This window comes from Pseudomonas sp. B3(2017) (assembly GCF_002113595.1).
GTDB lineage: Bacteria > Pseudomonadota > Gammaproteobacteria > Pseudomonadales > Pseudomonadaceae > Aquipseudomonas > Aquipseudomonas ekonensis.
Map to the genome: position 1 here is coordinate 42,897 of NZ_NEIU01000005.1, position 17,224 is coordinate 60,120.

The 17,224-nt window shown below is 59.3% G+C and carries 34 protein-coding genes; 17 read left to right on the forward strand and 17 right to left on the reverse strand.

Annotated elements, in window-relative coordinates:
• Window positions 1–20: 20 nt before the first annotated feature.
• Window positions 21–644, reverse strand: coding sequence for a putative metallopeptidase (locus CAG33_RS09055; protein ID WP_085637932.1), 624 nt, complete (start codon window positions 642–644; stop codon window positions 21–23).
• 73 nt (window positions 645–717) lie between these two features.
• Here CAG33_RS09055 and CAG33_RS09060 point away from each other — a divergent pair, with 73 nt between their 5' ends.
• Window positions 718–1,047 (forward strand): hypothetical protein, encoded by a 330-nt coding sequence (locus tag CAG33_RS09060; RefSeq protein ID WP_085637935.1) that lies wholly within the window; start codon window positions 718–720, stop codon window positions 1,045–1,047.
• On the opposite strand, the gene CAG33_RS09065 is transcribed toward CAG33_RS09060, so the two are convergent.
• The 6 genes from CAG33_RS09065 to CAG33_RS09090 all read right to left on the reverse strand — a co-directional run bounded on the left by CAG33_RS09065 (window position 1,044) and on the right by CAG33_RS09090 (window position 3,008).
• The gene (locus tag CAG33_RS09065; protein WP_085637938.1) at window positions 1,044–1,472 is read right to left on the reverse strand and encodes a proteasome subunit beta; all 429 of its coding nucleotides are present in this window, start codon (window positions 1,470–1,472) and stop codon (window positions 1,044–1,046) included. The genes CAG33_RS09060 and CAG33_RS09065 overlap by 4 nt on opposite strands.
• Window positions 1,469–1,735: a hypothetical protein gene (locus CAG33_RS09070; protein ID WP_085637941.1), complete on the reverse strand. Its 267-nt coding sequence runs from the start codon at window positions 1,733–1,735 to the stop codon at window positions 1,469–1,471. The genes CAG33_RS09065 and CAG33_RS09070 overlap by 4 nt, the downstream gene beginning before the upstream one ends.
• Window positions 1,736–1,743: 8 nt before the next feature.
• Complete coding sequence (locus CAG33_RS09075) at window positions 1,744–1,974, reverse strand: hypothetical protein (RefSeq protein WP_004573849.1); 231 nt, start codon at window positions 1,972–1,974, stop codon at window positions 1,744–1,746.
• Between the two features lie 82 nt (window positions 1,975–2,056).
• The gene (locus tag CAG33_RS09080) at window positions 2,057–2,272 is read right to left on the reverse strand and encodes a hypothetical protein (RefSeq protein ID WP_085637944.1); all 216 of its coding nucleotides are present in this window, start codon (window positions 2,270–2,272) and stop codon (window positions 2,057–2,059) included.
• Between the two features lie 53 nt (window positions 2,273–2,325).
• Window positions 2,326–2,673, reverse strand: a complete 348-nt coding sequence (locus CAG33_RS09085; RefSeq protein ID WP_085637947.1) for a hypothetical protein — start codon at window positions 2,671–2,673, stop codon at window positions 2,326–2,328.
• Window positions 2,670–3,008, reverse strand: a complete 339-nt coding sequence (locus CAG33_RS09090) for an MFS transporter (protein WP_085631545.1) — start codon at window positions 3,006–3,008, stop codon at window positions 2,670–2,672. Before CAG33_RS09090 ends, CAG33_RS09085 begins: the two co-directional genes overlap by 4 nt.
• Window positions 3,009–3,108: 100 nt before the next feature.
• Here CAG33_RS09090 and CAG33_RS09095 point away from each other — a divergent pair, with 100 nt between their 5' ends.
• Window positions 3,109–3,291: a type II toxin-antitoxin system HicA family toxin gene (locus tag CAG33_RS09095; RefSeq protein ID WP_085637950.1), complete on the forward strand. Its 183-nt coding sequence runs from the start codon at window positions 3,109–3,111 to the stop codon at window positions 3,289–3,291.
• Window positions 3,292–3,359: 68 nt separating this feature from the next.
• Window positions 3,360–3,785, forward strand: coding sequence for a type II toxin-antitoxin system HicB family antitoxin (locus CAG33_RS09100; protein ID WP_085638272.1), 426 nt, complete (start codon window positions 3,360–3,362; stop codon window positions 3,783–3,785).
• Window positions 3,786–3,944: 159 nt separating this feature from the next.
• Here the strand turns inward: CAG33_RS09100 and CAG33_RS09105 are convergent, their stop codons facing one another.
• From CAG33_RS09105 to CAG33_RS09145, 9 genes are all read right to left on the reverse strand, one after another.
• Window positions 3,945–4,622, reverse strand: coding sequence for a hypothetical protein (locus CAG33_RS09105; protein ID WP_085637953.1), 678 nt, complete (start codon window positions 4,620–4,622; stop codon window positions 3,945–3,947).
• Window positions 4,619–5,203, reverse strand: coding sequence for a recombination protein NinG (locus CAG33_RS09110; protein WP_085637956.1), 585 nt, complete (start codon window positions 5,201–5,203; stop codon window positions 4,619–4,621). The genes CAG33_RS09105 and CAG33_RS09110 overlap by 4 nt, the downstream gene beginning before the upstream one ends.
• Entirely contained in the window at window positions 5,200–5,670 is a 471-nt protein-coding gene (locus CAG33_RS09115) for a hypothetical protein (RefSeq protein WP_085637958.1), read from the reverse strand. Before CAG33_RS09115 ends, CAG33_RS09110 begins: the two co-directional genes overlap by 4 nt.
• On the reverse strand, window positions 5,667–6,131 hold the full coding sequence (locus CAG33_RS09120) for a hypothetical protein (protein WP_085637961.1): 465 nt from the start codon (window positions 6,129–6,131) through the stop codon (window positions 5,667–5,669). The genes CAG33_RS09115 and CAG33_RS09120 overlap by 4 nt, the downstream gene beginning before the upstream one ends.
• Entirely contained in the window at window positions 6,128–6,841 is a 714-nt protein-coding gene (locus tag CAG33_RS09125) for a replication protein P (protein ID WP_085637964.1), read from the reverse strand. Before CAG33_RS09125 ends, CAG33_RS09120 begins: the two co-directional genes overlap by 4 nt.
• Entirely contained in the window at window positions 6,838–7,620 is a 783-nt protein-coding gene (locus tag CAG33_RS09130; RefSeq protein WP_085637967.1) for a DnaT-like ssDNA-binding domain-containing protein, read from the reverse strand. The genes CAG33_RS09125 and CAG33_RS09130 overlap by 4 nt, the downstream gene beginning before the upstream one ends.
• Window positions 7,620–8,453, reverse strand: coding sequence for a Rha family transcriptional regulator (locus CAG33_RS09135; protein ID WP_085637969.1), 834 nt, complete (start codon window positions 8,451–8,453; stop codon window positions 7,620–7,622). Before CAG33_RS09135 ends, CAG33_RS09130 begins: the two co-directional genes overlap by 1 nt.
• 65 nt (window positions 8,454–8,518) lie before the next feature.
• On the reverse strand, window positions 8,519–9,136 hold the full coding sequence (locus CAG33_RS09140) for a hypothetical protein (protein ID WP_085637972.1): 618 nt from the start codon (window positions 9,134–9,136) through the stop codon (window positions 8,519–8,521).
• A 54-nt stretch (window positions 9,137–9,190) separates the two neighbouring features.
• Window positions 9,191–9,406, reverse strand: a complete 216-nt coding sequence (locus CAG33_RS09145; protein ID WP_085637975.1) for a YdaS family helix-turn-helix protein — start codon at window positions 9,404–9,406, stop codon at window positions 9,191–9,193.
• Window positions 9,407–9,493: 87 nt separating this feature from the next.
• On the opposite strand from CAG33_RS09145, the gene CAG33_RS09150 reads away from it, so the two are divergent.
• Window positions 9,494–10,225 (forward strand): helix-turn-helix transcriptional regulator, encoded by a 732-nt coding sequence (locus tag CAG33_RS09150; RefSeq protein ID WP_085637978.1) that lies wholly within the window; start codon window positions 9,494–9,496, stop codon window positions 10,223–10,225.
• A 392-nt stretch (window positions 10,226–10,617) separates the two neighbouring features.
• Complete coding sequence (locus CAG33_RS09155; protein ID WP_085637981.1) at window positions 10,618–11,136, forward strand: DUF4760 domain-containing protein; 519 nt, start codon at window positions 10,618–10,620, stop codon at window positions 11,134–11,136.
• A gap of 57 nt (window positions 11,137–11,193) precedes the next feature.
• Here the strand turns inward: CAG33_RS09155 and CAG33_RS09160 are convergent, their stop codons facing one another.
• On the reverse strand, window positions 11,194–11,772 hold the full coding sequence (locus CAG33_RS09160; protein ID WP_170929967.1) for an SPOR domain-containing protein: 579 nt from the start codon (window positions 11,770–11,772) through the stop codon (window positions 11,194–11,196).
• Window positions 11,773–12,241: 469 nt separating this feature from the next.
• On the opposite strand from CAG33_RS09160, the gene CAG33_RS09165 reads away from it, so the two are divergent.
• The 12 genes from CAG33_RS09165 to CAG33_RS09210 all read left to right on the forward strand — a co-directional run bounded on the left by CAG33_RS09165 (window position 12,242) and on the right by CAG33_RS09210 (window position 17,213).
• The gene (locus CAG33_RS09165) at window positions 12,242–12,457 is read left to right on the forward strand and encodes a hypothetical protein (RefSeq protein WP_085637988.1); all 216 of its coding nucleotides are present in this window, start codon (window positions 12,242–12,244) and stop codon (window positions 12,455–12,457) included.
• Between the two features lie 60 nt (window positions 12,458–12,517).
• Entirely contained in the window at window positions 12,518–12,790 is a 273-nt protein-coding gene (locus tag CAG33_RS09170; RefSeq protein WP_085637991.1) for a hypothetical protein, read from the forward strand.
• 750 nt (window positions 12,791–13,540) lie between these two features.
• The gene (locus CAG33_RS09175) at window positions 13,541–13,777 is read left to right on the forward strand and encodes a DUF551 domain-containing protein (protein WP_085637994.1); all 237 of its coding nucleotides are present in this window, start codon (window positions 13,541–13,543) and stop codon (window positions 13,775–13,777) included.
• A 20-nt stretch (window positions 13,778–13,797) separates the two neighbouring features.
• Window positions 13,798–13,956 (forward strand): hypothetical protein, encoded by a 159-nt coding sequence (locus CAG33_RS28485; protein ID WP_170929968.1) that lies wholly within the window; start codon window positions 13,798–13,800, stop codon window positions 13,954–13,956.
• Between the two features lie 19 nt (window positions 13,957–13,975).
• Window positions 13,976–14,380, forward strand: coding sequence for a hypothetical protein (locus CAG33_RS09180; protein WP_085638275.1), 405 nt, complete (start codon window positions 13,976–13,978; stop codon window positions 14,378–14,380).
• Window positions 14,377–14,568 (forward strand): hypothetical protein, encoded by a 192-nt coding sequence (locus CAG33_RS09185; protein WP_085637997.1) that lies wholly within the window; start codon window positions 14,377–14,379, stop codon window positions 14,566–14,568. Before CAG33_RS09180 ends, CAG33_RS09185 begins: the two co-directional genes overlap by 4 nt.
• On the forward strand, window positions 14,565–14,759 hold the full coding sequence (locus tag CAG33_RS09190) for a hypothetical protein (protein WP_085638000.1): 195 nt from the start codon (window positions 14,565–14,567) through the stop codon (window positions 14,757–14,759). The genes CAG33_RS09185 and CAG33_RS09190 overlap by 4 nt, the downstream gene beginning before the upstream one ends.
• A complete protein-coding gene (locus CAG33_RS28740; RefSeq protein ID WP_256576725.1) occupies window positions 14,756–14,881 on the forward strand; it encodes a hypothetical protein in 126 nt (41 codons plus the stop codon). Before CAG33_RS09190 ends, CAG33_RS28740 begins: the two co-directional genes overlap by 4 nt.
• Window positions 14,882–15,210: 329 nt before the next feature.
• On the forward strand, window positions 15,211–15,948 hold the full coding sequence (locus tag CAG33_RS09195; RefSeq protein ID WP_085638003.1) for a hypothetical protein: 738 nt from the start codon (window positions 15,211–15,213) through the stop codon (window positions 15,946–15,948).
• Window positions 15,945–16,508 carry a siphovirus Gp157 family protein gene (locus CAG33_RS09200; RefSeq protein WP_085638006.1) on the forward strand — a complete coding sequence of 188 codons (564 nt, stop codon included), beginning with the start codon at window positions 15,945–15,947 and terminating at the stop codon, window positions 16,506–16,508. Before CAG33_RS09195 ends, CAG33_RS09200 begins: the two co-directional genes overlap by 4 nt.
• A 7-nt stretch (window positions 16,509–16,515) precedes the next feature.
• Window positions 16,516–16,755 (forward strand): hypothetical protein, encoded by a 240-nt coding sequence (locus tag CAG33_RS09205; RefSeq protein WP_085638009.1) that lies wholly within the window; start codon window positions 16,516–16,518, stop codon window positions 16,753–16,755.
• Window positions 16,752–17,213 (forward strand): hypothetical protein, encoded by a 462-nt coding sequence (locus CAG33_RS09210; protein WP_085638013.1) that lies wholly within the window; start codon window positions 16,752–16,754, stop codon window positions 17,211–17,213. Before CAG33_RS09205 ends, CAG33_RS09210 begins: the two co-directional genes overlap by 4 nt.
• The last annotated feature ends 11 nt before the right edge of the window (window positions 17,214–17,224 follow it).

Here is a 17,224-nt window from a genome sequence, read left to right on the forward strand (position 1 = left end):
CGTCCTGGGCCTGTCCAGAATCAGGCCGACTTGAGCAGACAGGTTCCGCAGGCCCTCGCAATGTTCATTTTCCCCACCTCGGCAGGATTGTTTGCAGCGTCCACCAACTCCTGGACAGCCGTGCTCGCGCCGTAGCGGCGGACGACACCGACGAACTCTTCAACGTCGTGTCCGCGCATCTCCAGCTTGGGCAAGCCTTCCTGGGTGAATGCTGGCTGGCCGTACTTATCGGTCGCCTGTGCAATGTGGTACAGCTCATGCTCAACCAGCGCGCAGAAGTCGGCGTCGGAGCACTGGGAGCAGTAGTCGGCGGCCAGGGTGATGATGTAGGCCGGCACGTCGCCGAACCAGTCACGCATCTGTTGCTCCATTCGGGCTTTCTGCCAACCGCCGGCGCGGAACGCCACCTGCTCAGCCTGGCCGACAACTGTCCGTCCCTTCTTGGTGAAGGCGGCAGACGCCCACAGCACACGAATGTCCGCATCGATCAGATGGGCATGCTCTTCGTTGTGGATGCTGCCGGTGTCGGCGAGGATCTCCGCCTGGAGCCATTCCCAGACCTCAGGCGCCGGCGTTAGGCGGATGCCGAAGTTGGACAGGTCGGACAGATCAAGCAGTGACACTGGTGGGTATGGCCTGTCCATGGATCACCTTGAGCTTGAAATAATGGAGCGCTGCCGGTATTGGTAACGATCAACTCAACGCGGGAGCCGTAAAGTGGATTTCGAAACAGCTGAAATTGATGTTGACCAAGGATCTGATAGCCAAATCAGGCTCACTGCGGTGCCAATCTTCTTCAACCCCGGCGAGCGCTCTCTCTACGTTGGGGCCGACGGGCCTGGTGGTACAGTCCAAGGCACTGCATGGCTCGGACTGAAAACCGAGCCTTTCAATGGCTGGTATTCGGCTCAAATTCTCTCGGTTACCGGCAACAAGGGCACGGACTGCATGTGTGAGGTGAAGCGTAACTTCCACACACCGATACAAGAAGGCGAGTGGCTTTGGTTCCCGGTTAAGCGACAAACAATCGAGCCTTACCGCGACTAAATCACTCTGAGCGTCCTGATGGTGCCGCCGGTATAGGTGTCACGTTTTGCCGCGGCTTCAACTGCCTCCTTGGCAGTTGCCCCCATATCCATCGCTGCGAGCGCGAAGTCGCGTCCGCTGCCGATGGCAAACGGGCGCTCCATCCACACATCGTCCAACCAGAATCCACTTTCTGCATCCCGGCCAATCTGGCAAAGCCGTCCATTGGTGACGACCAGCCCGCTCGCGTCGAGAGGCTTATCGCTGACCTTCACGCCGAAGAACTCATCCATCAGGGCAGCAAAGTCCGCACTGCAACCCGTGAACAGGAACTGATGCCCATTTCTGTAGATCAGCTTCTCGTAGTCATCGTGGTCGATGAGTGAGCCGCGAGTGACGCGAGAGTCGTAGGCGATCACGCCGTCTTTGTAGGCAATGGTCGTCATATGATTGGAGCCTCCCCGAATCGGAATACTTGCTTGCCCCGCGTGTAGCCACCGCAGTAGATGACCCGGATCTCCCCCCATACAGGATGGACGTCAATGGTCTCGCCATCGGATGCCTTGAGGGGTTGATCGGCGACCACGGCGACACCAGCTTTCGTGTCGCACCAGATCACATGGGTCGCGAGCTTTCCGTCGATGATCACTTCGCGACAGCCACGGCCATCATCCCAGGAATGGACGTGTTCGCCAGATTCGTCGGCCATGGCTCACCTCAGCTGAAAGGGTCGGCGGGTTTGGCGATCGAGCGAACGAACCACATGAAGCCCTGCTGCAAATTGGTCTTGGCCAACGCCAACAGTCGCGGATCAACGCCCTCGATCTGACCGATCTGCTTGAAAAGTTCGCCGGCGTCAGCTTCCAGAGCCTTGATCGAGTTCATGCCGTCGATTTCCGACTGGGTCAAATCGCGGTAGCCGGTGATCTTCTTGTGCTGGTTATCCATGCTGCTCTCCTCGTCGCGTGTCGCGACACAATTTTCTGATTCGACAAACGTGTCGCGACATCCCCGCTCGTTGATGAACCGATCAGCCGTTATGGCCTTCCAGCGGCTGGGCGAAGGTGAGCGTCACGCCCGACTCCGGATAGAACTGGTCGTAGCCGGCAGCCACGAGGACAACGTCCTGGCCCTGAATCTGCGAAGCCGCATCGCCGTACTTGGCGACCAGCGCTGCCTTCAGGTCATCTGCAGACAGGTTCAGCTTGATGTCGTTGTAGTGGATCTGGGTTGTGTTGATGTTCATAGAAATTCCCTTTATGTGCGCCTCGGTTCGGCGCGTTGGTTAAGTGGCGCGCCTTACTTGGCCCGCCGGTCGATCCCGCCTGGCGCCTTCTCGCAGCGCAGGCAGTGTTCACAGTTCAGCGTCCGGCACAGCCAGGCCTTCACCCGCTGCCACCAGATGACCATGAAGATGTGGCGCATGCCGGCCAGCGCCAGGGCAACGTGCAGCGTGATCCCGGCAGTGGTCTGCCCCATCATGAAGATGTTCTGGTCACGGTTCATCACGACGAAGCCGCTGATGGCGATCGTCGAATAGATCAGCTTGCCGACAATCCCGTCCCGCACTCGACCGCTGAGGACACACCAGGTCGCCCACAAGGCAATCAAGCCGCAAGCGATGGAGTTGATCAGTTCGATGTTCATGGTGGGTTGCCTCCCCCGAACCGCTGGCGGATGAGCGCCCAGAGGTCGGCGGCTTTGATGGCCCGGTTGATGGCGGCGAGCAGCGATCCACCGAAGGTGCCGAGCAGGAAGCCGATGCCGGCCACAATCCTCGGCTCCGTCACGCCCAGGTAGGCGCTGACCATGCTGGTCAGGTACAGCGAACAGGCAATCCCGGTGATCAGGAAGATCAGCCAGGCGCGCCAGTCCGCCAGGTCGTCTTTGTGCCACCAGCTTGCGACGACAGCGCCGACCAGTCCTGCGATCAGCAATTCCAACCTGTCGATCTTGTCGAGCAGGCGCTGCAATAACTCCATGCGCTCGACTCCGTGGGCATGATTAGAGAAATACCACAAATTAGTTGTATTACCACAAAATAGTGGTAAACTGGCCTCATCCAAGCAACGAGGCGAGGTGATGAAATACAGCGAGTTCAGGCGATGGTTGAAGGCCCGAGGGGTGATCTTCGAAGCAGGCAAAGGTGGTAGCCACTTCAAGATCTACTACAACGGCAAGCAGACGGTCTTTGCGGACCACGGCTCAAAAGAAATGAAAGAGCCAACCCGTAAAGGAATCATCAAACAGCTGGGGCTTGAATGAGCCCCAGCTCACTCGCATTCATCACCCACCAAACATTCAACAGAGAGCCGCCGATTGGAGGGCTAGAAATGTTTGACTATCCAGTAACTATTCACGAAGACGAAAACCCAGGTGTCGCTGTTACCTGCGACGACCTACCAGAATTCAACAGCGCGGGCGACGATATCGCCGATGCGCTGCGAGAGTCGGTGGACGGCATCGAGACGGCACTGTCCATCTATGTCGACCAACGCCGTGCAATTCCACCAGCATCGCAACCAAAACCGGGCCAGCATGTTGTTCGCCTGCCGGCGGTAACCGTCGCCAAGATCGTTCTCTGGAACGAGATGATGGCTCGCGATATGCGCAAAGCTGATTTGTGCCGCCTTCTTGGCTTGGCTCAGACCCAGGGTGATCGCCTGGTCGACTTCCTGCACACATCGAAGATGGAAGCCATCGAGAACGCTTTGGCCGCCCTGGGCAAACGCCTTAAGGTGTCTGTCGAGGCAGCGTGAATAAAAGGGCCGTCAGGTGGCGGCCAAATGCAGCACGGAGCAGCGAGGATCAGAAACGAAAAACCCGGCGCGGTGGCCGGGTTTCGATGTTGTCGTGCGCTGGAGGTAAGTTGCGCAGTGTGGGAAAAGTACATCAAATTCCCCACCATAGCAACACCTTTATGCCGCATCCTCTGATTTTTCTGCGTGAATAACCTGCCAAACTGGCTGCTGTGCCTGAATATCCACTTCCTCGATCGCTTTGCGCAGGAAATTCCATATGTCGAGCCAATCACGATCCCAGTGCTTGGGCTGGATGGTGATGCCGTACAGCTTCATCATGGCGTCGGACACCCGAGCCGGCCCCCATGCGCTACCCCCGTTCGCTTCGGCCTTGTAGGACTGCAGCGCGCAGGTGATCAGGCAATGTACCTTCGCCGCCTTCGTGTCGGTGAGCGAGCTAAAGTCCGTATCCGACCAAATCAGCTTTTCGGCGTTGAGCATGTGCACGACGGTCATGCATGGGTGGTAGAGGTAGTGCCCTAGCTGCTGCACCTGAAATGGCAGCGACTCGATTGCTTTCTGCACCTTCCCCATGGTGACCAGGTGAGCGGCTCGATGTGTCGAGCGACCAATAGGTGTGCGGCGCGTTTCGGCAATGCTGATCTTCTGGCGAACAGCCATGATGCGCGCTTCCTTGTCCTCGCCCTGGGCGGCGAAGATGATCTCCCGGAGCGCGGCTTTCTCCTTCCTGATGACGGTTGCGGATTTGGCCCGGTCAGCCGCCGCCGCGCTGATTGAGGCGTTCGACTCATGCTGTGCGTCTGTCCACGCTTGACGAGCGTTGATCAATTTCATGCTGCCTGCCCCTTTTTCAGTTCACGGGCCTTGGCCCGGTATTCGGCGGTGATCGCCTTCAGGTCTTCAGTGGTGTACTTCTTCGGCTCGTGCGGGCCCTCGAGCCAGGCGAGCGCCTCGGCGCCGATCCGCTTCAGAAGCTCGATCCGGTAATTCAGGATGTCGCCTGACTTGTGGTTGTTGCAGGGTGCGCACTGCTTGTGGACGTTCAACGGCTCAAACCGGATCTCTGGGTTGGCTGCAACCGTCCGGTAATGCCCGGCGTGGTATTGGCCGTCGTGATGGCGTCCGCAGCTCACACATGGCAGCGCGGCGTCTCGCAGGCGCACCCATTCGTTGAAGGCCTGCTGGGTGTCGCGGGCATGGTCTGCCTTGCTCTTCAGCTTCTCCTTGCGCACCTTGATCTCGCGGCGTTCGCGCTGGTCGATGGCCTTCTTCGCCTTCTGCTCATTCCGCGGCGCATCCTTCAGCGCGCATGCGGGGCTGCAAACCGCTTGCCCCATGCGCTCAGGGACGAATGAGGCCCTGCAGGTTGGCACGCGGCACTTCTTGGGCCGAGGCGGCTTCCGTTCAATGGTCATGCGGCCTCCTGGCTCAGCAGGTCATCGAAGTGCACGCCCTCAGGTGCGAAGCGCGCCACGATGCGGTCGGTGTAGGCCACGCCCTGGGCACGATTGAACAGACTGGTCACCGGGAAGCCATCCGGGCCGAACAGGTGGCAGCCGCCCATCATGGCCAGCTTCGTCTCGTATGGCAGGTGACGCATGACCCTGTACCATTCGGCCTGGAACCCGGCGTCCTCGTTCAGCAGGATCTGTACGCCGATGTGGAGCTTGCAGTAACGGCGGGCGTCGGCCTCGTCGCCGATCTGGGTCGACTCGGCGATGCGTTTGTACATCGCGAACCACAACCGGTTCTGGTCGAGCGTGCGGTCCTTGCCCGGGCGCAGCGACACCACGACGAACTTCTTGTCGCGGAACATTGCGCTGAGCCTGGTGATGGCCTCGGAGAGCTTGGCCTGGCAGTTGACGCTGATCTTGTCGGTCATGTCCGCACCGCCTCACTCAAGGCGGCGTCGATAGCAGAATCAAGCTCAACACCAGCCATCGGGTACTCATGAGGGCCATGCCATTCGGCGACCTGGATGTTCGGGCCCACTGCTGTCCCATCCCGCAACCACCGATACCGCTCGGCGTCCTTGCGCAGCGCCTCGTTCTCGGCCTTGAGTTGCTCAATCACCTTGAGCGTCCCAGCCTTGGTATCGGCGGCCGCGGCATCAGCAATGCCCTTCACGGCTTCAGTGACCGCCGCGCGGATGATCTGATGCTGAGGCGAAGCGGTAAGCCGTTCGTTCTCGGCCAGCAGCTCCAGCGCCACCTCCTCCACGGTCTTCTCCCCGAGGAACTCCTGCAGGGCCTCGGTGCTGCGCTTCCACTCCGCGCAGTCAGCCTTCCAGGAAGCGACCTCGCTCCACAGCAGGGACTGGAGTTTCTGTTTGTCGATGGTCATGTCCGTTGCTCCTTGTTCTTCCTGCCGAACTTGGCCAGCAGTTGCGCCCGCGCCGCGGCGCCAGTGGTTGGGACGCCCTGAGTGGCGAGCAGCCGTGCTTGGCGCTGGCTGGCGAATTCCTCGGCGAGCTCCAGTTCGCTCTTCTGACTGTCGTGGCCGATGCCTGTGGCGATCTTGCCGTCAATGGGTTGGCCCGCCTGGGCTCGACGCAGGATGACCTCGTAGTTGCGGTCAAACCTGGCGCGCAGCCCCTTGTCTTCCTGCTTTGCCGCGCGCAGGTCGAACAGGCCGGTAGCCTCCGCCGCGAGCTTCACGGCTTCATGGCTGTAGGTGCCCATCAGCGCCTCAAGCCAGGCATCGGCCGGCGTGGGCATGCCGAAATCTTCCGGGCTGGGCGCGCACATGGCGATGAACTCACCAACGCTCGGCGCGAAAGGCTTCTTGAGCTTGCGGCACTTCTGGATACCGAACTCGATCTGCTCCAAGGAGCGGATGCCGGAATCGGCGAATTCCTTGATCCATTCAGCCTTGGCAGCGTCCAACGCTTCGGTGGATGGCCAGGCCTGGCGCCAAGCCGGGAAGATCCCCCGCAGGCGACGGAACAGGTCGTTCACCACTTCGGCCGTCTGCGGAGTCACTTGCAGCGGCTGGACGTGATTGGCTGGCGGAAGGTTGCCCATGGTCGCCATCAGTTGGTTGGCCGGCTTCATGGGCTCACCACAAGGTCACGGGCCCAACCGGTGCTGTCGAAGTCAGGCTCGGAAGGCGTTCGTCGCTGCGGGAATGGGTGAACATTGCTTTCCGAGGCTCGGTCGCGCTTCACCCACTTCACCAGGAGGCTCACCCAGGACGCCTGCGTCTCGAAGCGGCCAGAGGCCGAGTAGTGGCAGACGAAGGCTGCCGTGGCTTCGCTGGTGAAAGCGTCGATGGGGATCGCCATGCGCGTCGCGTAGGCCTTCAGCAGCCTCTCGTCGGGAACCCAGTCAAGGGTCATCTCGGTTGGAGACTTTGGGTCGGCCGAATTTTCCTCGCCTGCGCGTTGAGTGTTGTGTTGATCTTCTCCTATTCCCTTCCCTTCCCTTACGGGGTCGAGCGGTCGGCTACCAGTCGACGACTCCTCGACGACTGGTTGGAGATCATTCGCCGACTGGTCGTCGAATTCGGATGGCGGACCAGGGTATTTGAAGTTCTTTTTCTCGATCTTCTGGTGCTTCCAGCCGCGCACGTGGAAGTAGTTCTTGCCGTCGACCCAGTAGCTCTGGATCAGGCCGGCCCCCTCCAGCTCGCCGAGCAATCCACTCACCTCGTCGGCGGTGATGTCGTCGCCCGGGAAGACCAACGCCTTGATGGTGCGCGGCGCCAGAGGGTGGTTGCCGCCGTCGTCACAGAAGTTCCAGAGACCAATGAACAGCAGCCGAGCCAGCGGACGGCAGGACATCACCTGCTCGCTCGACCAGAATTCAGGCTTCACAGTACGGATACGAGCCATCACGCGGCCCCCTTGAGTGCTTTGTCGTGGGTGAACAGGCCGTCCCAGGTCTTCTTCATGGGCAGCTCGCCGGCGAGGTAGAGGTCGTACAGGCGCACAGCTCCCTTGCGCAGCAGCACAGGGGTGTAGCTGATGAAGGGTTCCCGGCCGTGCGGGGTGATCTCCTGCTGGTGCTCTGTCATGTACTTGTCGCGGGCGTAGGACGCCACACGAAAGCGCAGGCCGCTCTTGCTCTCGTTGTAGAGCCAGTTGCGGCCCTCAAGGTACTTGCTGACCTGCATGACGTTGACCCCATTGAGGCCCTTGCAGAACTGGGCCGGGGTCATCCCCTCCTTGAACAGGTTCTCCATGGAGTGGATTTTCGTGGCCTGGGCCTCGACCTGGATTGCGAGCTGCAGGCGGGCATGCTCGGCGACCTGCTTCTGCTCGACCTGATCAGCCCAAGCGCGGGCCGCGGCGACCGGATCCGCGAAGTTCGGGAGCGTGGCAATTACCTTGCCGGCCCCCTCCTCCAGTTCCCGCCAGCGTTTGATGACCGCCATGCGCATCGCGGCGCTGTAGCCGGTCAGCAGGCAGTCGGTGTGCTCGCGGTCAAGGAGGTATTCGGTCTGCTGGCGGTTCATCCCGTCCAGATAGATGTGAGCAAAACTGCTCACATCTTCCAGAAGGTCTTTTGCCATTGACTGGATGTCTCGCTTCACATCCGGATGACGCTTCCCGGTCAGTTCGGCGATCTCGCGGGAGGACATGGTGGTACGCGACACGTTTTCATAATCCGAAAAACGTGTCGCGACATTGGTTGGGGTATTGCTGAATTGGGAATGGCTCTGCATAATCGGCCTCATCAGGTGTTAACGAATCAGCCGGGGCGCAATCCCGGCTTTTTTGTGCCCGGGATTCAGGCGATCTTCAAATTCGGTTTGTGCTTCGCCAGCAGGGCTTCGGCCTTCCGTCCGAGCTCACCCGCCCGCGCCTCGACCTGGCGGCACTGCTTGGCGAACGCCGGCAGGTGCGGCAGGTCCTCCTCACACATCTTCTGGTCGTCGAAGACCTCGCTGCCGGTGTCGATCACATCGCCCAGCGCGCGGATCAGCGCACCGAAGCTCTTGTTGGCGCACTGCTCGCTCTGCATCTGGCGGGCGCCGGTCAAGCCGTGGCGGCCGGCCAGCTCGTTGATGCAGTGGTCGCGAAACTCGGGCTCCAGCGCATTCACCCAGGACTCCTCGAGCCACGACGGCATTTCCTGCTCGCCAGACAGCCAGCGCTGGACGCGCTTCAGCCAGCGGCCGGTCGCCTTCACGAACTCGCTAACGTCGTTCAAGCGCGCCAACTCAGCGAAGTCTGGAACCTTGGCGTCCTTGATCTTCACCTCCGGCACGCGCACGTAGATCTCCCGGCTCAAGGCCTGGGCAAAGTCATCCTGGCTCAGGCTGGTTCGGGCGATCTGGTTGGCGGCATGCGCCACCAGAACCTGGTCACGGGTTTGCTCGGCGTGTCTTGGACTGGACGTTTCCATGGGGACTGCTCTCTTCTAATCTGGCTTCAATGGATCGGCGGACAGGGATGTTGCTCAGGCGGCCATCTCGGCCCAAGGGAACGACGGACAAAGGATTTCCTTTTTGAAAGCACCTTCGGTCAACGCCTCCGCTCGCTTGGCAACTACTGGAGACATGCCGTGCTTTCCCCGAACCCAGCCGGAAACGGTGCTTTGATCAACCTTGAGCTTTGCGGCAGTGGCCTCCTGGGTGCCGAAGTGATCAACGAGGCCCTTATAAATTGCGTTCATGACGCCCCTCCATACGGGAATACCCATATAGTAGGTTACGGGAATACCGATTTGCAAGGTTATGGGAGCGCCCGTAATACTTCGCTCATGGAATTCAAAGATCGCCTCAAGGCAGCTCGCCGGCACGCCCAGCTCAATCAAACCGAGCTCGCGGAGCGCGCCGGCATTACACAGACCTCAATCTCCGACTTGGAGAGAGGAAAATCGAAGGCAACAGCTTTCGCAGCCCAGATTGCTTCTGTATGTGGCGTATCGCCCATGTGGCTGGCCGAAGGCGTAGGCGAAATGCTTAAGGGCGCGGGCTCCCGGCCAGCTGAGCAAACTCAGCCCGGCGTGAAGCTTGGCACTATTGAGACGTGGGACGACGAGACCCCTCTCGATGATGACGAGGTCTATGTCCCCTTCCTCCACGAAGTCGAATTGGCTGCTGGATCTGGGAGATTTGCGATCGAGGAAAGCGACAGCTCTCGGCTTCGATTCTTCAAGAAGGATTTGCGCCAGAATGGCGTTCAGTTCAGCAACGCCAAGTGCGTGACCGTCAGCGGGAACAGCATGGTTCCGGTGCTGCGCGATGGCGCCACCGTCGGCATCAACATGGGGAAAAACTCATTCGGCGACATCGTCGATGGCGAGATGTACGCGATCAACCATCACGGCCAGCTCCGCGTTAAGCAAGTGTACCGCATCCCGGCTGGTATCCGCCTGCGCAGCTTCAACCGCGATGATCACCCAGACGAAGACTACACCTTTCAGGATGTCCAGGAGCAGCAGATCTCGATCCTTGGCCATGTGTTCTGGTGGGCTATGTATTCAAGATGATTCAGGGGGCTTGAAATCCTCGAGTTCGTTGCCATTCTGTAGACTGAGTACCGACTTTTCGATTTTCAACCTTGGCATATAGGATAAATCAATTGGTTTGAACCGTAGCACAGATGGTATCAAACGCGCACATGGCAGCGCTCGATCGAACATTCGATCGTTTTCGCTGTCGAAAATCTTGAAGCCAGCTAGCAGGACGCTAAGCGGCGACAAGCGAAGCGCCCCTATTCTGGGGGTATCGAACTAAGGAAAAATGGACTTATGGAGGCACAGCACATGATCGTAAAAAGCATCCGTGATGAATATGAAGGCTTCTAAGCTTTAAAATTCACTTTGTAGCTCCAAAGAAGGAGGCTTAGGCCTCCTTTTTTAATGTCTGGAGAGTTGGGGAAATGGATTTATTAAATGCGCTCTGGTGCCACATCGTTGACATCCTGAGCAGTGAAGCCTTTAGGGGCTTCATGATTATGACCGGTGTTGTTGTAGCTATCACATCCGTGATCAGCGCTCGCAACACAGCTAGAAAGAAGCAAACTGCCGACATGATGTTTGGAACTCGCTCAGATGACATGCTCAGCGAAGGCTATAAATGTTTGCAACGCTTACACAACTCTGATGACTCAAATATCCGCGCCCTTGCAAAGGACGGCAAGAAACAGTCAGATGATGCGAACCAGATTCGGTACGTCCTGAATCACTGGGAAAGGATTTTCGTCGGACTCCGGCAAGGAATTTACGATGAAAATATGCTTCGTGAAGCAAACTACAATACAGTGCTACGAACCTACGCTCAGGCGAGGCCCTATATCGAGGCGGTGCGCGAAGAAGAGCAAAAAAACACGTATTATCAATGCCTTGAACGTGCCGCCAAGCGCTGGAAGAAAAAACCTCTCGTTGAGCTGAAAAGGTAAAATGGCCCGGCCAAGTGCCGGGCTTTTCATTCCTGACCTACCAGGACCTATCTCACGTTAGTTGCTCGCAGCCTCTGGCACTTGGTATCGCAGCACAAACCCCTTCAAGGCCTTCTTGCTCGCCAAGTCGCCAATAACTGCATTGGCTTCTGACCTAGTCGAGAATGGCCCAAGAAAAATACGACTTTTGTTGTCGGCTCGTAGCGTGTAAGGCTTCCAGCCCGATTCGGCAAGATCTCGGCTTACCTTCTCCGCTTTTTCCTCACTGCTAACTGATGCTACCTGGACTGACCATTGAGTGCCCGGGATCTCCAGTACTTGCTTGGGATCTTCAGCGATAGCGTACCCGCAGACCTTACTGACGAACGGATCTGAAAGCGTGGAATCGATGATCACATCAAAGCCAGCTGGATTCTTCGTGGCAAGGAACGGGGAGAATCCAGAGTAGGCACCTAAAGCATTTTTCCCATTGACCTCTCCACAAATGCCACCAGCTGGCGCAGGCCGCTCATTTCTGAATTTCGCCGAATCAGGATCTTTCAGACGCTGAGCAACTGCCGTTCGCGCACGCTCAATATCCCCTCCCCCGCATCCAGCTACGACCAGCGCCAAGCTCACCACCAATAGTCCGCGCATCCACACCTCCATGGTTTGTTCGCGCGATTCTATCAGCTGGCCAGGTTTCAATCAGGCGGTTGGCCGCGTGTGGTCATCGACCGGAATATGGGTAAAGACAAAATTATGGGAATACCCATTGACATGAAATATGGGTGTGCCTATATTTGCCCACAAGCCAGCGCATCACCGGCCCAGCAGCGAAAGCCGCGCCGCTCTTTAGCGACACCACTTGCCGGATCACCACCGGCCCAGATTCGAAGGCAGCGATGAACCGGCCTCAACGGTTCAGAGGGTTGGCAACTGACCCGGGCGTGCAGCGTAAAGCGCCGAAAGCAGTTATCCAGCGGGAGGACAAGCCGAAAGGCCCGCGGCTGGAGGAACAATTTGAAGAAGCCGATGACGGCCGCCAGTAGCGGGTCACGGCGGAAAGCATCACTGAAGCCCGTTCACTGAGCGGGCTTTGGGATGACAACCGGAGGGTATCCAAATGCGCAACAACAACCAGTTCCGCGCCGAAGGCGAAACCATGGAGCAGTTCAAGGCTCGCCGCGCTCGCGGTGTAGCAACAAACATCATGGGCTTCATGGCTGAGTGTCGGGAAGCAGCCGGATGGGCCCCGGCCAAAGCCGAGATGATTCAGTGGTTCCACCAGCACCGCGCCCGCTTACATCTGCGCCTGCAGTTGGCTGCTCGACTCCCATGACGATTTCACTGGCAGCTCTTCTCACGAGGAGCTGACGGGAAATCAACCGGAGACAGCAGCATGCAAATCAATCAGCAGAAGACGGTTCAGGTAGACGTGACTGAGCTTCACCTGTGCATCAAAGTGCGCGACGGCTTTGCGGGTGGATTGAAAGACGCTCAGGGCGAGGAAGTAGGCCGCTACGAAGGCTATGTGCCGGACTTTTTCCCTGGCGAGCATTACGGCGACTACCTGATGCTCAACATCGACCTGGAAACAGGCCAGATCAAGAACTGGAAGAAGCCCGCCGCCGCCGACATCGAAAAGATGATCGAAGCAGACGAACAAGACTGAACAACCAGCGCCACGACAGCCTGTCGTTAACTGCCCGATCCTCTCGAAGAGAGCGCATCGGGGTGTGATTTGCAGGGTGGTAGAGCAGTGTTAACCCTAAAGCGGTCATTCGCGATGGCGCCAGGGGTTGCGTAGGTATGGCGAAGCATAAGCGCTGTGCACAAGCGCTGAAGTTGTAGCCATAACCGAGGCTTAGCTCGCCAGCTGTGGAAGCTGGAGGTCGCCCGAGTGGGCCCACCCTGCAAATCACACCCCGATGCGGAAGCGGCGTGGAAAGCAGACACGCAGGGCAACGGATAGGCGCCCACCTGAAAAACTGCCTGTAATGCCAGCCGCTGTGAGCGACGTCCGGTATGCCTGCTGGGGCTATAGCCGGAACCTGAGAGAAAGGCTTTGTCGGCCCAATGAGGATAGCCGGACGTAGCGACCGGCCTTCTGCATCAACGCGGGGTAGCTTGCGCGTAATCAAGCCAGCAACAAGCACCACGGCGGTGAAGCCCGCGCCGTAGACGTAACCGGCACCCCTCCCCGACCAATCCCGAATGCACTCCCCTTCGCGCCCAACGGCAACCAGCGGAGCGGATGAGTGCATTGCGAGTTTTGTTGGATCAACCGCACACCGGAGGTCGCCATGAAACGCAAGTCATCACCAACCAAACCTCGTCCTGACGTCCACGACTGTGCCAAAGGCCGGATGCATGACGCCATGGCGAAGAAGATCGTTGTCACTTTGCCTGGCGGGTATATCGCATGAGCAGCTGGATCAAGTGCAGCGACAAACTGCCTGCCTACAACGAAAAAGTTCTGGCCTGCTTCGTGAACGCCCTTGAAAGGAAGACAGTCGCCGCTGCTGAGCTTTGCCACGAAAAGCGCTGCGCATCGCCAGAAAGCCATGATTATGACGATGTCTGGTACGTCCACCCAGGCTGGGGACACAAGATAAAGCCAACCCACTGGCAGCCACTCCCGGCGCCACCCACCGATTAACTACTCAGCCAGGAGGCGCCATGCGCAACAAGCACCCGGGCACCTGCTACCGCTGCAACATGCGCGTTGAGGTAGGCCAAGGCCACTTTGAGCGCCACGCTGGCGGATGGCGAGTCCAGCACGCCAACTGCGCCGTCAAGGCCAGGCAGATCAAGCAAGAACAGCAGAACGCCCAGTAACGCCGATTTGGAGGCGACCATGTCAGCTCTACGCAAGCTCATCCCAGAAGACGACTTCCTCGAAACGCAGGCCGGCCAGGAATGGCTGAGCGCGTCAGTCGACGACCTGCTTTCTCGGAACCATGTAGAGGCTCCGAACCCCGTTGGCCGGAACCTCGTCCTGGTCAACGCCGATCACTTGCCTGAAGCGCTGGCTGACCACATGGCCGCGAACCCGGATCCAGATCGGTGCATCGAGAAGATACTGATCGAGCTGATCAGGCGCGGTGGCGACGGGATGCTGCACGCCTGGGCCGTTGAGGCCGTGGGTGGCGATCCGCTCCTCGTTCGAGCACTGGCCGGCGACCTTGTGGCAAGGCATGCCAACAGGTATCGCGATGCGAAACGTGAAAGCGATCGCGTGGAACAGGAGTGCGGGTTTTGAGCCCGCACATACTGATCGACCAAGCGCTCGAAGGCGTCGCCACGTCGCCGGGAGACGACGAGGTCAGCCTGCTGGTTCAGGGGCTGATCACCCGCCTCTTCACCGACGGCGCCATCACCATCGACGAGTTCAACCACTACTGCAAACGCCTGCGTGACCTCTGTCAGCGGCGTAAGGAGGCAGCATGAGCACGGCCCCCGTTAAAACCCTGATCGACGAGCAGATCGAAGACATCGAGCGCAAGATCGCGATCCTCGGCTTCGGTCTGCCCTTCAACGAGGTGATCGGCCGCAAGCGCGAGGATCTGGTCGCAGACCTTCCGCGGCGCCTGGCGTCGACGATGAAGGGCCGGCGGATCGCCGTGCGGGTTCGCCCATGAGGCTCACTTACTGGGCCATGGCTGCCCTTCTGATATCCCTGCTGGCCGCCTACAGCGTGGTGCGCGACTCGTCTGGCGTCTGCCAGGTGCCGCACTCGATCACCTACCGGGTGTTCCGGTGAGCGGCGAAGGCGCCCTGAAGCGCCAGCAGGCAACGGCGAAACGCTGCGCCAGGCTGCGTCGGCAGGGCCACACCCTGAGCGAAATTGCAGACCTGACCGGCGTGGATCGGACGCGTGTCGCTGCGCGGATCACGCTTGGCGAGCGACTGCTTAGCCTCGAAGTGTCGCCATGACCAGTCGCCAATGGCTGCGCCGCGTCCTGATCTGGCGAGGCTCGTTCTCCGCCCTCTCCGTGATCACCTTCCTGATGCTGCTCAGCGCCCTCGCCGACCGCATCACCTCCTGAACCAAGCACTCAATCGCTGCGCTCGGCGCGGCAAGGAACAGTCATGTCCACGAATATGCGGATCTGGGATCAGGTCAACACGACCGACCCAAGTGCCACGAAGAACTTCACAGGGATGGGTGGTTTCAAGGGTACCGCCATCAAACCGACCTACCTGATGCGAAAAGCCACTGAGGTCTTCGGGCCTTGTGGCGAAGGCTGGGGGTGGACTGTCATTGAAGAGCGATTCGACGAAGGAGCTCCACTTCAAGCACCCACCAAGGAATGGCCTACCGCGCCTCTGATCTACGCGAAGGTGCACACAGTCAAGGTCGAGCTTTGGTACCAGGGCGAAGGCGGACAGAAATGCACCGTGACGCACTACGGGCACACACCGTTCGTTCTCCTGCAGCAAGGCAAGATCATCACCGACTGGGAAGCAGCGAAGAAGTCACTCACCGATGCCATCGGTAAGTGCCTCCAACCGCTTGGGTTCGCCGCGGACATTCACATGGGTCTGTTCGACGACGCCGCCTATGTCGAAACAGTGCGCGACGAAGTCGCCATTGCCAAGGCTGAAGACAAGCAGGAAGAGATCGACCGCCAGCAGCAGGAGCGGCTCGATTACATCAGGTCTGTCATCGAAACCATGGGCGGCGCGCAATCAGCCCAGGAACTGAAGAAGATCCACGACGTGGCGGTGCGCAAACTGAGCCTGCGGAAAGACACGAAAGGCGCCGAGCGCATCTCGCTGGAGTGGAAACGCATCACTGAAGCCGCTGAACGTGAGGACGCAGCATGACTCAACTCTACGCATTGACCGGCAAGCTTGCTGAACTGCAGGGAATGGCTGACACCGACGATGAGGGTCTGAAAGAAGCCCTACAGCATGCCATGGACGAGATCCAAGGCGAATTCGAGATCAAGGCCGACAACATCGTCATGCTGCGCCGCAACATCGAGAGTGATATCGACGCGATCGAGAAAGAGGTCGATCGACTGAACGAGTTGAAGCGTGTGAAGAAGAACGGTGTCGCACAGATCAGCGACTACCTACGCCGGAACATGGAAGCCGCTGAGATCAAGTCGATCAAGCGGCCGTTGTTCACCATCACCCTCGCCCTGGCACCTGAAAAGGTCATCGTCGACAAAGAGGATGAGATCCCGGACGACTTCATCGAAACGAAGACAGTCTTCACTCCCGACAAGAAGTCGATCGCCGCAAGGCTCAAGGAAATCCGAGACCACAACGACGCCGTGCGCAAACGCATCGAGGCCGGCGAGGACGCCGAGCATGAACTTTCTCCCGAGCCAGCCTGGGCGCATCTTGAGCGCGGTGAAAGCTCAATCCGGATCAAGTGAGGTCAGCATGATCAGCAACCATCTCAACCTAGTCGAGCAGCAGCGAGAAAGCGCCGAGGCGATCTCCGGCCAGGTCGCCCAGTTCCTCGCCGCCGGCGGCCGCATCGAGCAATTGAAGAGCCACCCGCGCACCCAGCCGCGGCCCCGCTCCCAGAACATCGACCCCGAAACGGTGCTCCAGCGCCGGCGCAAGAAATTGTCGCCGGCCGACCGCGGCGCCATTCGCAAAATGGCGGACTCACTATGAGCAAACGCAAGCCCCACAACATGCGCGCCCGGCTGGAACGCGCTTGCCGGGCGCTGCTCAGCACCAACCACGTCGCCGTGGTGAACATCGACCCCAGCGGGCGCCAGGGCATGGTCAACTGGGTGAACTGCAAAAACATCCCGCCCGGCCAGCAGATCGCCAACGCGGTGTGCGACATCCCGCACCGCTGGACGATCTACCTCAGCGTCCAGTGCCGAGATCAGCGCGGGCACCGCTACACAAAGTCGGTGGAGGTTGCACCCCAGGGCAACTACCTCGCCGCGCACCTCGAGGACGTGATCGAGGGCACCTACCAGGATCTCATCGCCGAGTCGAACCCGAACCACCAGGTCGCCTCGGGCTGGATCGCCATCCCCGCCGAAGTGTCGCTGAGTGAAGAGCAGGCCGCCCGGGTGTTCGACGCCGTCGGCGTGTGGAATCAGCAGAGGGCTGCATGAGGCGGATCAAC